This is a genomic window from Bordetella flabilis, from assembly GCF_001676725.1.
Taxonomy (GTDB): domain Bacteria; phylum Pseudomonadota; class Gammaproteobacteria; order Burkholderiales; family Burkholderiaceae_B; genus Bordetella_C; species Bordetella_C flabilis.
In genome coordinates, this window is the sequence record NZ_CP016172.1 from 401,078 (window position 1) to 417,434 (window position 16,357).

The 16,357-nt window shown below is 65.5% G+C and carries 10 protein-coding genes; 8 read left to right on the forward strand and 2 right to left on the reverse strand.

The genetic code is table 11. The annotated features are described in order from the left end of the window. The first annotated feature begins 8 nt into the window (after positions 1-8). Entirely contained in the window at positions 9-254 is a 246-nt protein-coding gene (locus BAU07_RS01820; protein WP_066653316.1) for a hypothetical protein, read from the forward strand. 84 nt (positions 255-338) lie between these two features. Here the strand turns inward: BAU07_RS01820 and BAU07_RS01825 are convergent, their stop codons facing one another. Continuing rightward, positions 339-914, reverse strand: a complete 576-nt coding sequence (locus BAU07_RS01825) for a BPSL1445 family SYLF domain-containing lipoprotein (RefSeq protein ID WP_066653317.1) — start codon at positions 912-914, stop codon at positions 339-341. A gap of 165 nt (positions 915-1,079) precedes the next feature. Beyond that, the gene (locus BAU07_RS01830) at positions 1,080-3,587 is read right to left on the reverse strand and encodes a glycogen/starch/alpha-glucan phosphorylase (RefSeq protein ID WP_066653319.1); all 2,508 of its coding nucleotides are present in this window, start codon (positions 3,585-3,587) and stop codon (positions 1,080-1,082) included. 335 nt (positions 3,588-3,922) lie between these two features. Between BAU07_RS01830 and BAU07_RS01835 the strand changes: the two genes are divergently transcribed. The 7 genes from BAU07_RS01835 to BAU07_RS01865 all read left to right on the forward strand — a co-directional run bounded on the left by BAU07_RS01835 (position 3,923) and on the right by BAU07_RS01865 (position 16,003). Continuing rightward, entirely contained in the window at positions 3,923-6,853 is a 2,931-nt protein-coding gene (locus tag BAU07_RS01835; RefSeq protein WP_157121918.1) for a hypothetical protein, read from the forward strand. Continuing rightward, entirely contained in the window at positions 6,850-8,139 is a 1,290-nt protein-coding gene (locus BAU07_RS01840) for a hypothetical protein (protein WP_157121921.1), read from the forward strand. Before BAU07_RS01835 ends, BAU07_RS01840 begins: the two co-directional genes overlap by 4 nt. Positions 8,140-8,307: 168 nt before the next feature. Then, the gene (locus tag BAU07_RS01845; RefSeq protein ID WP_066653325.1) at positions 8,308-9,462 is read left to right on the forward strand and encodes a metallophosphoesterase family protein; all 1,155 of its coding nucleotides are present in this window, start codon (positions 8,308-8,310) and stop codon (positions 9,460-9,462) included. Then, positions 9,459-12,116 carry an AAA family ATPase gene (locus BAU07_RS01850; RefSeq protein WP_066653328.1) on the forward strand — a complete coding sequence of 886 codons (2,658 nt, stop codon included), beginning with the start codon at positions 9,459-9,461 and terminating at the stop codon, positions 12,114-12,116. Before BAU07_RS01845 ends, BAU07_RS01850 begins: the two co-directional genes overlap by 4 nt. 282 nt (positions 12,117-12,398) lie before the next feature. After that, positions 12,399-13,376, forward strand: a complete 978-nt coding sequence (locus BAU07_RS01855; protein WP_066653331.1) for a glycosyltransferase family 9 protein — start codon at positions 12,399-12,401, stop codon at positions 13,374-13,376. A gap of 107 nt (positions 13,377-13,483) precedes the next feature. Continuing rightward, positions 13,484-14,770: an O-antigen ligase family protein gene (locus BAU07_RS01860; RefSeq protein ID WP_066653335.1), complete on the forward strand. Its 1,287-nt coding sequence runs from the start codon at positions 13,484-13,486 to the stop codon at positions 14,768-14,770. 198 nt (positions 14,771-14,968) lie between these two features. Next, positions 14,969-16,003, forward strand: coding sequence for a hypothetical protein (locus tag BAU07_RS01865; RefSeq protein WP_066653337.1), 1,035 nt, complete (start codon positions 14,969-14,971; stop codon positions 16,001-16,003). The last annotated feature ends 354 nt before the right edge of the window (positions 16,004-16,357 follow it).

Genomic DNA, 16,357 nt, shown 5'->3' on the forward strand with positions numbered 1-16,357 from the left:
AGAAGTCCATGAGTTCGATCGATGGTGCCGCACACCGAAATACCGGTATGGCCTCTGTCCCGGCCAACCCGCCCGTAACGCCGGCGTCCCCATCCGCCGATATGGCCGATGCGCTGGCGCGTGTGCAAGCGCAGGATAAAAGCACGACGCCGCGCCGACGAACCTCCAAGGCCGGCGCGACGGCATACATTGAATGCATCGACGCCGCCGATCCCCGAAACGAGCCTGCGACGATGGTCATCAGGCAGGGGTAGGCGGCGTCTGGTCGCCGCCGCGATCCGTGTCGCGGCAAGCCGGGGCGTCGAACCGCCGTCGATGGCCGCCGACGCACTACTGGCTTACAAGTCCGTCTTGGTGATCTTGGTGCCTTCGAGCGTCAGATTGGCCATCAGGCCGGCGTTGGTCATGACGAAGGCCACCACCGATTGGCGCGCGGTCGTCGTGTCCACCGAGCCATTGGCGCCGATCTTCGCGACGGCCACCGAGGCATCGGCACCGGCGCTCCAGCCATTGCTGTTGCGGAATTTGTCCAGGGCTTCCGGCGTCATGAACATGATGACGACGGCTTTCGATTGGGCGCCCAACTGCCAGCCGACGGAGCCGGAGGCCAGGCTGTAATAGCCCTGCGTGGCATTGCCGACGCGCAGCACGCCTTGTCCATATTCGGCGCCTACTACGAAGCCGCCGGTCAATACGCTGGGGAACACCAGCATGCCCTTGGCATTGCTCGCCATTTCGCGCGAGCCGGGCACCGAGTTGTACAGGCGGCTCAGGGTGGCATCGGCTCCGGAATTAAGTTCCTGTCGCTTGGTGCTGGCGGACCCGGACGCCTTGTCTCCCGTTGTGGTGCACGCCGCCAGGGCCGTGGCCAACAGCATCGCAGCAGGCAAAGTCACGAAGTTTCGACGGTTCATTGCTTTTCTCCCAGCGTTGTATGAAGCGAAGCCGCGGGCACGGGCCCGGGACCAGATGAGGACTCGGCGCGCCGTCTTGCCCTGCCGCCGTGGTCCGCACCCATTATTCGCCACAACAATTCAAACAACGGCGACATTCCCCTACCGATTGCAACCGACACGCCCCTACAGCTTTTCAACCGGAACGGCGTGGGCCTTCCAGATACGGTCGCAGTACTCGCGCACCGCCCGGTCCGATGAAAACTTTCCCGAGCGAGCCGTGTTCAGAATCGACATCCGCGTCCAGGCCTGCGTATCCCGATAGGCCTCGTCGACCCGGTTCTGGCAGGCCGCGTACGAGGCGTAGTCGGCCAGCAGCATATAGGGGTCGTGGTGCAGCAGATCGTCGATCATTGACGAAAACAGTGCGCTGTCGCCGCGCGAGAAGAAACCCGAACCGATCAATTCCAGTACGGACTGCAACTCGGCATCCTGCTCCAGGAAATCCATCGGGCGATAGCCTTCGCGGCGCAGCCCGTAAACCTCTTCGGCGGTCAGGCCGAACAGGAAGAAGTTGTCCTCGCCGACTTCGTCGCGGATTTCGATGTTCGCGCCGTCCATCGTGCCGATCGTTATCGCCCCGTTCATCGCGAACTTCATATTTCCCGTGCCCGATGCCTCCTTGCCGGCCAGGGATATCTGCTCCGAAAGCTCTGCGGCGGGATAGACCCATTGTCCCAAGGTGACGCTGAAGTTGGGCAGGAAGACCACCTTCAGCCGGTCGCGTACATCCGGATCGTTGTTGACCACGTCGCCGATGGCGGTAATGAGCTTGATCATCAGCTTGGCACGGACATAGCCCGGCGCCGCCTTGCCGCCGAAGATGAAGGTGCGCGGGGCAATATCCAGGTTGCGCTGCGACTTCAGCCGGTGATAAAGGGCGGCGATATGGACCGCAGACAGATGCTGGCGCTTGTACTCGTGAATGCGCTTGACCTGGACGTCGAACATCGAATCGGGATCGACCTTGATGCCGGTTTTGCGCAGGATGACCGATGCCAGATCGACCTTGTTGGCGCGTTTGATCGCGCGCCATTCGCTGCCGAAGGCCGCGTCGTCCGCATAGGGCTCGATGCCGGCGATCTGGGGCCAGTCCTTGATCCATTCATCACCGATGCATCGCGTGACCAGCTTGGTCAGGCGGGGATTGCTCAGGGCCACCCAGCGGCGCGGCGTGACGCCGTTGGTCATGCTGTCGAATTTCTCCGGCCACATGGCGTAGAAATCCTTGAGCAGGTCGCGCTTCAGCAATTCCGAGTGCAGGTTCGCGACGCCGTTGATGGCATGGCTGCCGACACAGGCCAGATGGGCCATCCGGACATAGCGTTCACCGCTCTCGTCGATCAGCGACAAGCGCGCGATGCGCGTTTCGTCGCCAAAGAAATGGATGCGGGCCTCGTTCAGGAAGCGCGCATTGATTTCGTAGATGATTTCCAGGTGGCGCGGCAGCACCCGGCGGAAAAGTTCCAGCGGCCAGCGCTCCAGTGCCTCGGGCAGCAAGGTATGGTTGGTGTACGAAAACGTCTGCCGCGTAATGTCCCAGGCACGTTCCCAGGGCACCAGGTGTTCGTCCACCAGCAGCCGCATCAGTTCGGCGACGCCGATGGCCGGGTGGGTATCGTTCAACTGCATCGCAAAGGACTTGTGGAACGATGTGACGGGCTGTCCGCGCTGGCGCTGCAGGCGCAGCATGTCCTGTAAAGAGCACGAAACAAAGAAGTATTGCTGCTCCAGCCGCAATTCCTTGCCCTGGCGGCTTTCGTCGTTGGGATAGAGGACCTTGGTCAGGTTTTCCGACGTGACCTTCTTGCTGACCGCGCCCAGGTAGTCACCGCGGTTGAACACATGGAAGTCGAAGGCCTCGGTGGCTTCGGCCCGCCATAGGCGCAGGGTGTTCGTGGTGCCGACCCGGTAGCCGGGAATCGGAGAATCGAAGGGCACGCCAGCCACGGTTTTCTCGGGAACCCAGCGGACACGGAATCGGCCATTGTCGTCCGTGTACTGTTCGGTGTGTCCGCCCAGCTTGACCTGCACCGCCCATTCCGCGTGCTGGATTTCCCATGGGTTGCCAAAGCGCAGCCAGGCATCGGTGTTTTCCACCTGCCAGCCGTCCATGATGGTCTGGTAGAAGATGCCGTATTCGTAGCGGATGCCATAGCCGATGGCCGGCACTTCCAGCGTGGCCAGCGATTCGATGAAGCACGCCGCCAGCCGCCCCAGGCCGCCGTTGCCCAGGCCCGGCTCTTCTTCCTGGCGCAACAGCTCGTCCAGGTCCAGGCCGAGCTCGCTCATCGCCAGGCGGATCTCGTGGGAAACTCCCAGGCTGAGGAGGTTGTTGCCCAGGTAGGGTCCCATGAGGAACTCGGCCGACAGATATGCCACTGTACGAGCGTTGCGTTTTTGGTACGTGGCCGTGGTGTCGAACCAGGACCGCACCAGCCGATCACGCACCGTGTGGGCAAGAGACTGATACAGGTCATTCTTCGACGCGATGTCCAGCGACTTGCCTTGCGTATAGAGCAGATGGTCCAAAAAAGCGCGTTTCAGCGATTCCCGGGACAACGACGACCGATCGTTTTCCGGACCTGCGGAGGCGGCGGGCGGAGCGAGGGTGACGCTTTCGGGATCTTTCAATGTGTTTCCTTGGAAGCGGTTAGGTCAACAAAAATCCTAATCCAAATGAATTGGCTTTTGTAGGTAACGAGCTGAACAATCGGCAACAAGTTCCAAGCGCGGCCTAGCGGCGAGCCCGGCGATACGCGTTGCGTTTGGGAAGTTTCCCACGCAGTCCATCCGCTTTGCCTGCCCGGCTGCCCGGCCCAGCCCCTACGGCTTTGTCGTGGCTGCTTCTTTACACTGGGACGCCATTCCGCGGTCATGGGTTGTCCGGCACGGGCCAGGCCGCAAGCCGGCGTCCTTCCTTGTAGTCCATCGCCGTCGTGTGCGGCGGCAGTCCCCGATAAATCAATATGGCCACCATACACGGTTCCCATTCTTCGCTGATCGCAGACAGCGGTCGTTCCCAGGATCGCGTCCAGTTACTCGCCGGCAAGCCGGCATTCAGAAAGCAGGGTGGTACACGGAAGCGGGCAGGCGCGGTGGTCGCCTACCTGTCCAGTATGGCGCAATCCTACTTCTCGGTGCCCGACCAGACACGGCCGCGCGCGGGATCGGAAGCGCGCGGCAGCAACCACAAGCTGCGGGCACAGTACAAGTCATGGATCGATGAGCTCGTCTCGGCACGTCGTCCACGGCTGCTGCCGGCGCTGGAGGCTTTGCACAGATTCCTGGGTGAAACCGCCACCATCAAGGTAAGCGGTACCGCGGAACAGATGTCGCGCCCGTTCGCGCAGGTGTATTGCGCCGGCGGCAGCCGTGCGGACCTGCTCCTCCTGAACGAACGCCTGGATGTCCTCGCCGGAGCCGAATCGTTGTTTGCCGCGATGAACGAGACCAATCGCCAGGACGTGCAAGCGGTGATGCAGGTCCTGAAGCGGTCGCTCCTGCAGGAACTCGCCGAGCGCGAGATCGGCGCGCCGCTCATGATGCTTGCCGGTCGCCTGAATGAAACGGCGCTGCGGCCTGCCGACATCGCCCGGGCATGGTACTGGTTGGATGACCGCGTTCGATCGGCGGGCGACGAAGGCCTGGATCGGGTCGCCTATCTGCAGGCCGGCCTGGAACGCCTGCCCATGTCTCGGACCCGTGTCCTGGCGGCCGTGCTGGCGAACCAGGTTCCGCCGTTCGCCCGCAAGGCCCGCCAGTTGCTCGACGCCATCGTCAATGAGGCTCGGGCCGGTGCGCCGGCCGCTGCGCGGGACCAGCACCTGGACCAGGCAGCGGTCCGCGAATCCGTTCGTCAACACGTGGCATCCACGCTGGCCGCCCAGGCGACTGAAATGGCCGGTCGCCTGGACAACGCCTTGCGCCCTGGCGTCAGGACGGCCGAGGTTGCCAACCGGGCGTGGCGCACGATGCGCGAAACGGTGAAGGAGCTCGGCTGGCTGTACACGCGCGGGGCCGCAGAGGACGACGATGCCGATGTGGATGCCGTGGTGGATGCGCAAGTGGAATCATTGTTCGCGCGCACGCTCGAGCAATTGAAATCGGATGCGCTGGTGGCCGTGCTGGCGAAGGTCGATACCGAGCGCCTGCTCGCGGTGTACGGCCACCGCCACTGCTGGACCGAGGCGCAATGGGACAGGCTGGCGCTGGTTGTCGACCAGGCCTGCCATGCTCGCCATGCCGGCCTGCATGCCCACGTGCTGGACGCCCGCGGCGGCGTCGAAGCCGCGTTGAAGCAGGATAGGCGCATCGCGGTTGCCCATGCATTGATGGTGCTTGGGGACGCGTTGGCCGAACGCGAGCGCTTCTCGTCACACTGCGAGACATCATCGCCACGGGAGGACGACCTGGCCCTGGGGGCCACCATCGACCGTGCCGCGGGCAGTTTGCGGTTGGGGGGCGATGCCGATGCCGGGCTCGGGCAGGTATCGCTGCGGGTCTTGAACGACGGTGCCCTGGGCAGCCTGCGTGTGGCAGGCGATGGGCTGGCGTCCCACGGTCTGTCGCTGGATGGCGCGGCGCTTGCCGCCGAAATCGGCCGGCGCTCGGCGCCGTACGACGCGGCGCTCGCGGAGCGCCTGGATCAAGTGATGGCTTTGCTGCATGTGGGCAGCGTCTCGCCACGAACGTTCACCCGCGCGGTGGCATCCCTGGTCCTGGCCGAGACGGCGCGTCTGGATGCGCAGCAAATCCTCGGGTATGGACATGCGGATCAGGCCCTGTTGCACTCCGATGCGTTGGCGCACACGGTGTTGTCGGCCCTGTATCGCGATGGCGCCGCGTCGGCGCAGTTGACATCCGAAGCCAGGCGCCATGTCGCCGGGCTGTCCAGGGCGCTGCGCGCCATCGCGGCGGCAGGCGGCGCCCGGCCGGGCAGTGCCGCGGCGGGGGAGGGACGGGCGACGGCAAAGGTGGCCGCGGCGATATCGGTCCTGGAAGCCATCGCCCGGTACGGCAAGGTGCCCCATGGCGACAACGCGGGGTCATACGCGAACGATCCCTATTGGAACGATAGCCGCCTCACCGAGGTCGCCGCGAGCTTCGGCCTGCGTTTCGATCCGGCACGCCGGCGCGCACAGCCGCTGTTCGGCCTGAAGCATCGGGCCCGCTTGATGGCATCGCTGGGCATGCTGATGGCCCAGCCGGCACGCGTCTCCTTCGAATCCCTGGCGTTGCCCGCAGCAGGCAACGAGGGAGCGGTACAGGTGGAAAGGCACTTTCACCGTGCCCTGTATCAGCGTGGCGATATCTCCCTGTGGGTCGAAGGCGAGGGGCGCGATCGTCCCGCGTATGGCGATGGAGCGGGCACGTCGACGCCTCAGGCACCGGAGGCGTCCAATCGCGCGCTGGCTACTCTCGCACGCATGACGGATGACGGCGGAGCGAGCCTGACGCGGCTGATGTCGCTGGTGGCCCAGGGTATCGCGGATTTCACCGCGTCGATGCGCAACATGGCGCCGCTGGGGCGCTGGCTCGGAGTTCCGGATCCGCAGGGTGTGAGGCAGGTGCATTTCGATGTTAGCGAGCTGCCGCGTGGCGAGTATCGGGTCGACGTGTCCGCATCCCTGGACACCAACCGGCCCGACGCAGACGCCGCCGTTGTCATGAATCTGCATATAGATAGGACAGGGCGTCGGGTAAAGGGTCTGATAGTGCCCGTGGAACTGTGGATACGTCCCATTGATGACGCCGCGCAGGGCAACGCTGCCCGCCACGCGGTTACTACGGGCCGCAATGCCCGGACGTTCTCAGGCTTTCATGCCGGGGGCGGCGAGTCGCTCCCGGCCATTGGCCAGCATCGCTTATCACTTTCATCAGTGGGGATTCACACATGACTATGGAAACTCTGATCGGCGGCTCGGCTGCCCCGCAATCTTGGCCACCCGGTGGCTCCAGTGCAAGCTGGGAAGCAGCGCGCGCCATGGGCGTGCAGCACGGCCGGCAAGCGCGAGCCGCCCGCCGTTTCGTGCACAAGACCGGCGCCGGTGTGAACAAATTGGACAACAAGAAACTTCGCAGCGCGGTCCAGCGCAAATCGGCGCACTCGGCGACGTCCGCGCGGGCGGCTGCGCCAGACCCTCGATCGGGCCGCGACCGAATAACGATCCAGGCGCCTGCCGACAAGGGTCACCCTGGGCTGCTCGCGGGGCACTGGGCCGTCCCTGACGCCAAGGTTATTGAAGCCGCTGAACTCGCCAAAGCTGCTCAGGTCACCACGGCCGCCGAAGCACTGCTTGCCGCGCCCCTGACACTTTCCGCGCAAGCCGCGGAGCCTGAGCCCGCCGAGTATCCGCTCGGCCCGTGGGCTTTCGATACACTGGTTTTCGTGCCGGACCTGCCCGTCATGGCGCTGCCTTTCCCTTCAGAAAAGTCACCGTCACCGGCTGCGTCCTCGGTCAACGGCCGGACCGCCGGCCGGGAGGTCACCGAAAAGCTCGGTCGGTTCTGCGATGCCGTATACGGAGGCGTGCACTCCGCTGCATCCGGCCTGATGCGCGCCTACGCGGACCTGCGCCAGGGCATCGTGTCGGCCGTCAACAAGGCGATGGCGTGGACGCCCATATCCAATCCCGCGCGCGCACCACAAGCTGCCCCGGCAACGGCCCCCGTCCTGCGGGCGGGCGACCTCACCGTCTCCCTGGACAGCGCGCTGAAGGCCACGGCGGTCATGGACGAATTCAAAGGGGATGCCGTCACTAAGGCGAACATGCATTATCTGACCGAAAGCGGGTCTTTCCGCCACATGGCGGATGAACAAGGACGCGGCATGGGCGCCGGGTTTTCCAGGGACCCCAGTTCCCTGGCACGGCGCCTGGCGACTGCAGCGCTTAACGCCAAGAATCCATGGTCAATCATTCCCGGCTGGGCCTCTTCCGACCTGCACAGGGCTGAACATGCCGAGTACACGCAGTACCTGAATGCCACCTACCTGCAATCGGAGTTCGAAGCCGTCGAGCAGCGGATCCGGGTATACGCTGCGCAGGACCAGGCGGCGGTCAGTGCCCTGGTGGAAGCCAGCGGCAGCGAAGGTATGCAGCAGTTCGCCCAGGACATCGCATGGATGCGCCGGACCCTGGCGGACCTGTCCAGCAAGCTGAAGGAAATTTCCTCCACGCAGTAGCTGCGCAAGCGACGGGCGGGCCTGGCCTGACCGTCATTGATCGGTGGCGGTGGATTGACCGCCGCCACCGACGCAATCTCCCTTGGTTCGGCGAACGACCGGCTGGGGCGCCCCGGCATGACCAGCGACCGCGACTGCTAAACTCGACCAGTCCTTAGCGAGCGCGCCGTGGTGCGATTACTTCATACATCAGATTGGCAAATCGGCAAGTTGTTCGGCCAGTTCGAAACGGATGACGCCGCAATCCTGGCCGATGCCCGTTTCCGTGTGGTTGAACGTATCGCCACCCTGGCGTCCGAACATCGCGTCCACGCGGCCCTGGTGGCGGGCGACGTGTTCGACGCGCAGACCGTCTCCGATCGCACCCTGCATCGTCTTTTCAACGCCATGGGCGGCTACGCTGGCCCCTGGGTGCTGATCCCCGGCAATCATGACGCCGCATTGACCGAGTCGGTGTGGACCCGTGCACAGCGCCTGGGCGCCATACCGCCCCATGTTCATGTCTGCCTGCAGGCGCAGCCCCTGGTCTTGCTCGAACAGGGACTGGCCATCCTGCCGGCGCCGCTCACGCAGCGCAACACCTATACCGACCTGACCGAGTGGTTCGCCGGTGCGGAAACCGCGCCCGGGCTGCTGCGTATCGGCATGGCGCACGGCAGCGTCCAAGGTGTGCTGGCGGAGGACATCGATTCTCCCAACCCTATCGCGGCGGACCGGGCGCACGAAGCCGGGCTGGATTATCTGGCGCTGGGGGACTGGCACGGCCAACGCCAGATCGATACCCGGACCTGGTACAGCGGGACACCGGAAACCGACCGCTTCCGCGGCAATACATCTGGGCAGGTGCTCATCGTCGAGCTGGATGGTCCGGGCGCCGCGCCCAGCGTGGCCCCAGTCGCTGTCGGCGCCTTTCGTTGGCATACCGAAGAGCTGGTCTTGCGGGTGCCGAGCGATGTGGACGCGGCCATGCAGCGCCTGGGGGCCTTCGGCGGCAATGATGTCGTGCAACTGGCCTGCTCGGGGTCCGTCGACCTCGACGGCTACCGTCGCTTGCAACAGGCGCTGGGCCAGGCGAAGGGCATTGTCCGGGCATTGCTCGCGGACCTCTCCCAGCTGACGTTGCAACCCAGCGGGCAGGACCTGGACGCTTTGCAGGCCGATGGCTATCTCGGCGAAGTATTGTCCGCGCTGCGGGGCGCCCAGGACGGCCCCGAAGCGGAGGTCGCCCGCGACGCGCTGGCCGTGCTGGCGGGTATCCTGGATCGGCGCGCCGGTCGTGCCGTCGCGCTGCCCCCCAGCGCCCCCGCAGGAGACGCAGGTTGAAGTTGACGCGCATCCGCATCGAGCAGTTCAGGCAGTTCCGCGACGCGATCGAGATCGACAGCCTGCAGGACGGCATCAACCTTTTCACGGGCCCCAATGAAGCCGGCAAGAGTACGGTCGTGGCGGCTATCCGCGCGGCCTTCTTCGAACGCTACCGTTCAGGAGCGGCGGAAGACTTCCGCCCGTGGGGCGACGCCGCGGCATCCCCCACCGTCATGCTGGACTTCGAGCACGGCGGCCAGGCGTACCGCCTGACCAAGCGGTTCCTGGCCCGCAAACGTTGTGAATTACAGGTCGGACCACGCATGCTGGACGGCGCGGAGGCGGAAGACCACCTGGCCACGCTGATGGGCTTCGAGCACGCGGGCAAGGGGGCGAGCAAGGCGGATCACTGGGGCATACCGGGCTTGCTGTGGATCCAGCAGGGCAGCGCGCAGGACGTGCGCGAATCGGTAAGGTACGCCACGGCGCATCTGCGCACGGCGCTGGACGGGTCGCTGGGCGAAGTCGCCAGCAGCCATGGCGACGAGGTGATCGCGGAGGTCCAGGCTGCGCGCGACGCCTTGCTCACACCGTCCACGGGCAAGCCCAAGGGCGCATATGCCACCGCCTTGGAGGCCTCCGCCCGCCTGGAGGCGGCGGTGTCCGCCTTGCAGCAGGAAATTGCGGCGTATCGCCAGACGGTCGATACGCTGGCCGTCCTGCGCCACGAGCATGCCCAGGATGCCGCGGAACAGCCGTGGGCGACATTCCGCGCCGAGGAGAAAGCCGCGTCGGAGCGGTTGCGCGGGATCAAGGCGCTGCAGGACGCCCTGGCCATGGAGCAGGCCCAGGTCGGCCAATGGGACAGCCGGGTCGCGCTGATGGTGACGCAACTCGACACCCTGGACGCCGAAGTGCGGACCGCCGCCACGCGCCAGGAAGCGCTGGGCCGCGCCACACAAGCCGTGGCAGCCGCCGCTGCGCTGGCGGCCCCCTGGCAAAGCACGCTCAGGGACGCCGAGCGGGCCCTGGCGGCGGCACGGGAGCGCCTGCAAAGCGCACGCTTGCAAGAAGCGCATCGACACCTCGCCCGCGAGCGCGAGACCGTGCAGGCCCGGATCGCCGCGGTCCTCGACACCGTTGCCGCCGCAGAAAAGGAAGAAGCCCGGCTCATCGAGCATCAGCGAGAAGCCACCGCCTGCCGCATCGACGAGGCGGACCTCAAACGTTTGCTGGAGGTCCACCTTGCCGTGCGCGAGCTGGAGCTGCGCCTGGCCGGCGTCGGTACGCGCTTGCGTTACGCCTTGCAGGCGGGCGTGCAGATCGACATCGGCGAGGATACGGTAGCCGGTAGCGGCGAACGCCTGCTGCTCGAGTCGACCACCTTGTCGCTGGCGGGCCAGGGCACGATCGAGATCGTACCGGGCGGGACGGACCTGGCGGCCCTGCGCCGCGAACTGGACGAGCTGCTTTCCCGCCAGCAGATTCTGCTGCAGCGTCTCGGCGTGCCGTCGCTCGATGCCGCGCAGGCACGGCAAGGCGCCCACGCCATGCACGTGGCCGAGGCTCGCAACGCCGAAGCGACCCTGAAAGGCCTGGCCCCGCGCGGTCTTGAGGCGCTGCGCGCCGAACTGGCTGGTGCTCGCGCCCGCCTGGCAGAAATCGAATCCACGGCACCGTCGCCCCCCTCGTCGGTCGACGCCGCCGCCGGTCTTTCCGTCGAGCAGGCCGAGGCGGTCGCTGTGGCGGCGGAACAGGCGCTGCGCCAGGCCACCGAAGGCCTGCACGCCGCGCAGTTGGCCGCTCGGCAGGCGCAGGTGCAGGCTGAAGCGGCGCAGCGCGAACGCGATGCGGCGCAGGCCGTGCTGGACGCCGCAGGCCGCGATGCGCGCCGCGCGGAAGTCGAGCGCGATCTGGCCCATGCCATGGCGCAGCGGGACGCCGCGCAGGTGCGCGCCGAGACCCTGGCGCGCCAGGTGGCGCAGGCACGCCCGGACATCCTCGAGCAGGACATCGAGCGTCTGCGCAGGAGCGCAGAACAACATGAAAAGCGTCACAGCGAGCGGCGCGATCGCCTGGTCCGGCTTGAAGTGGAACTTCAGGCTGCCGGTGCCCAGGGACTGGAAGAGCGCCACGCCGAGCTGAGTCGCGATCTGGCCCAGGCGCAGCGCCAGGCGCTGGAGCTGGGACGGCAGGCCCGCGCCCTGGACTATCTGCTCGGCCTGCTGGGCGAACGGCGCAATGCGCTGACGCGGCAACTGCAGGCGCCATTGCGGCGCGGCCTGCAACGCTATGTCGAGCTGCTGTTCCCGCAGGCGCAGGTCGACATTGATGAAGACCTGATGTTGGGACCCTTGACGCGCACGGGCCGGGATGGAACCCGGGTCAGTCCCTTCGACGCCTTGAGCTTCGGCGCCCGCGAGCAGATGGGATTGATCGGCCGGCTGGCATATGCGGACCTGTTGCGGGAGGCGGGCAGGCCGACGCTGGTCATCCTGGACGACGCATTGGTGCACACCGATGACGTCCGCCTGGCACAGATGAAGCGCGTGCTGTTCGACGCGGGCACCCGGCACCAGATTCTGCTGTTTACCTGCCATCCCGCGCATTGGCGCGACCTGGGCGTGGCGTCCCGCCCGATCGCGGAACTTGCTGCGTCGCAGGTGCCGTAATCAAAGTTACTCCTCCTTGCCGGGCGGGCGGAATTGGCGGGAGGCGTTCGCGGTACACTGCCCGCTGTGGTCCCCTGGCGCGAGCCAGGTTCGCGGCTTGCAGTCCGGCCGGGGCCGGTCGGATCGCGGCGTATGTTTGCATGGGGTATGGTCGAGCGTCTGGCGCTGTCGCCCCGGCGCGACATACGAGGTTTTATATTGTCACAAACAGCAACTTAATTCCAGGCAAACTCCTAAAATCGTCCACCATGGAACTGCGGCTCCGTTTGGAATAGAAGGACCATGCCAAAACCCTCGGGCGAGATGCCCCCGTATGACAGGTCAAAGGCGCTGCGCGGCCTGCGCGCGGCGGGACGGGTCGCGCTGCTCATGGCGCCCCGGCTGGGCGACACGCTCCTGATGATGACGCTGGCGCAGAACCTGGCCCTGCACGGCCGCCAGGTGACGGTGTTCGGCGACTACGCGCAGACGCTGAAGGACTGGTTCCCGAGCATGGATGTGCAGCCCTCGCTGGCTGCCTGTGACGCGCCGCGGGTGTTGGCGCAATACGACTGTGCCGCGCAGATGCACATCGGCTGGCCATACACCCTGCACGACTGCCACTCCAACTACTTTTATTACGACGCCCATGTAGTGGTTACCGGGCGTGGCTTCGTCAAGCTGTTCCAGATCCGCGACTTTTGCCGGGATGAGCTGGATCTGCCGGCGGCGACCACCGACAACGGCCTGCAGCCGCTGAACCGCCACGAACACCGCTGCCATCCCGAACGCATCATCCTGCATCCCACCTCGACCGAAGCCCTGCGTTGCTGGGCCCCACGTCATTTCGAGGACCTGGGCAGGCGCCTGTTGAAGGCGGGCTACGAACCCAATTTCCTGGTGGCGCCGCAGGAGCGGGCCGATTGGACCTTCCTGATCGATGCCGGCCTGAAAGTGCCGCAACTGCCGTCCTTGTCGGAGGTCGCCTCCCTGATCCACGCGTCAGGCTGGTTTATCGGCAACGAATCCGGACTGGGGCACCTGGCCTCCAACCTTGGCGTACCGACGCTGTCCGTCACGGGGCGCCCGACGCGCACCAAGGCCTGGCGTCCGGCATGGGCTACTTCGCGCATTGTGTATCCCGCCTATATTCCCGGTGGCCGCTGGCGCGATCGCCTCTGGCGCCAGTTGCTGCTTCCTGGCAGCGTCATGTCGGCCTTCCGCCGGCTACAGCAGGACGACCGGCGCAACCCCGTTCTTCCCCCTTGGACTGCCGCGTGATCTCACGGTCGCGCTGTTCGACTGGCCGAGCATCCGGTGGCAAGCTCGGCCGGCTGTATCCCAGAAGCCAGCCCGCGCGGCGCTGCCCCGGTTATTGATCTGATTCCATGCCCTCGCTCTATCCCCGATTGACGGCGATACTCGCCCTGCTTGTGCCCGCGCTTGCATTGACCAGCGCCGCTGGCGGTCCAACCCTCCTGTATCTGTCCGCCCTGATCGCGCTGGCCGCCATCGCGCACAACGCCCTGCGGCGCTACGAGCCCTGGAATTGGCGTGAACTCGGCCTGCTACCGGTCGCCCTGATTTTTCCCTTCGTCGCCGTCATGGTCACCTCTGCGTATACCGGTGCGTGGAGCAGCTCGGAATTCGAGAAATGGCTGCGCTTCGCATTGGCGTGCCCGGTGTGCTGGCTGTTGCTGCGCGCGCCACGGCCGTGGCTGCAGCAAATCCAGTGGAGCCTGCTGTTCAGCGCGTTCGCCGGCTCGGTCATGCTGATCGTCATCATGTACAACCCGGATCTCGGGCGCGGGGCGGTCAGCGAGTTTGGCGGCCGGTACAACGCCGTCGCGTTTGCCGACCTGACCCTGTTCTTCGGTTTCGCATCGTTGTTGACCTTGCCCTGGACTTTGACGCGGTGGCCCGTCCTGGAGCGTGGCCTGAAGGTCGCCGCCGCAGTGGTCAGCCTGTATGCAGCCTGGCTTTCCCAGACGCGCAGCAGCTGGATGCTGCTGCCGGTGTTCGGACTGGTGATCCTGCTGTCGCGGGCGCATTGGTCCCGCAAGGCCAAATGCGTGTTCGTGCTCTGTTTGGCCCTGGTGCTGGCGGCGGGCGCCGCCGCCTTGTGGCACGCCCATGACAGCCGCATGCGCGAGGTCGCGTCGGATGTGGAATCGTACGTGCAGGACGCAAACCGGGACACGTCGGTGGGGATACGCATGCAGCTTTGGCATGCGTCGTGGCTGATGTTCCTCGATCACCCGATACTGGGCAGCGGCGCCCGTAATTTCCGCGCCAATCTCGCCGAACTGCGCGACCAGGGCATCGTGACGCCATTGGTCGCCAGCGACTACGGCGAACCGCACAACGACCTGATCGCGGCGCTGGCGGGCTACGGCATCGTGGGCTTGCTGAGCATGCTGGGGTTGTACCTGATCCCCGCGGCGATTTTCTACCGGCGCATGTTCGCGCCGGACCCGGTCGTTCACGTAGGGGCCCAGATCGGCCTGCTGTTCTGCCTGGGCTACACGGTATTCAGCCTTACGGAAATGATGTTCCGGAATATGCGCAGCGTCCCGATCTACGCCATCACCATGGTGCTGCTGATTGCGTTGACGTCGGTCCGGCGCGACCAGGCCGTACCGGCGCGTGTCGAAACCGTCCAGGCAACCGCCTAGCAGCCCATCGTTGTTCCAAGCTTTTGCGGTCCGTCTGGTCTGATTTTGTCCGTCCAGAACGATAGATCATCGGACCATTATGCACACTGGCCTGCGCTTTTTCGTCAGCGGCCGGTTCTGCTTGCTCCCATCTTTCGAGATCGTTCACCGGCCCACGGGATCCGCCGGCGCGTCCGCGCCGCACCTGGAGGACCATTTATGGACGAGATTACCGAACAACAGCAGCTTCAGTTGGCGGGTTCGATCGCCACGGAGCGCACTTTCGTGCTCGGGCACGCCTATCTCACCGACCGGGACGCGGCTTTCGTCGGCGGCTCGTGCCTGGAAGGGCTGGGTAGCGCCGAGGCGGACGTCGATGCCTATGTACTTCGAGACGCGCGCTTGACCGTGGCCCAGGTGGATGTCGGCCGCTATGGCAGGGTGGTGGGTCGGGGCGGCGTCCGGCTCACGCAACGGGACTGCGACGCGGAGATCTGCTGCATTCATGCCGTCGTTCCCGGCACGTCCATCAGAGTCGACATCCACTACCGGACCTGGGACGAGCTGAACGGCCTGGCAGTCGCGATCTGCCTTCTCCACGAGGCGGCACGGCGGGACCTCATAACGCCACCTGCGCCGTTACCGCTGCGCGACCTGGTATTCCTGCACCGGCTTTACGTTTCACATGACATCCAAGGCGGGGCTCGCCTGGCACGCCTGCGCCAGGAGATCGGACGCCAGCGCCTGCAGTACCTGCTTTATCGCCGCAAGGCCTGCGGCCATCTTTTACTTGCCGAGCTTTTGCAGGCGTGGCGCGAAGGCGAATGGGAGCGTTGCGTCGAGCTGGCGCACGAGACTGCCGTCATGCACTTCCAGGCGTACACGCACTTGCTGGGCAACACGCATTACCACCCCGTCTGGATACTTCCGTACGCCCGGCGTTGCGGCGTGTCGGAGTGTATGGTCGGGCAACTGGTGCGCATCATGGTGGAAAGCGACCCATCCAGCGATTCGGAAAGCCGGAGCTTCGTCGTGCGTTGCCTGGATTTTGTGGACGAGGTCCTGGCCGCCGGCGCGCCAGCGTTGAGGAAACTGAGCGGCTATCCCACCCGCGAAACGGCGGAAGACGCGCTGGAAAGGCAACTGGGTGCGCAGCCGGTAGCCTGCTCCGGATGGGAAGCGCTGTATCGCAAGAAGGCGTATGGCATCAGCGCCACGCCGATGCGCGAATGGCTGGATAAGGCCACGCCCTAGCAGGTATTCCGCCCGAGGTCTATTCGGCCCCTGGTGGGGCCGCATGGGCGGAATCGGGCGGCCAGCGTTTCCATAGCACGGACATGATCACTGCCGCGTGTACATTGTCCGCCCCAGGTCCGGATGGATCTGCGTGTCCGGCGGCGTTGGCGTTGAGGCAGGCGTCGGCGTCGGCGTTGGTCTTGGCCTTCGCGTACGGTTGCGCCGTATGCGCACTGTCGTGCAATCTCTTCATCGTCTCCGTATAGCTCCACTGCGTATCGTGGGCCACCCTCATTCCATCTCCTTCCGCGCAGTCTGTTCACGGTGCGGGCTCCTGGCCGCGATCAGGCGGCTTGTGCGCGATTGTCCCGT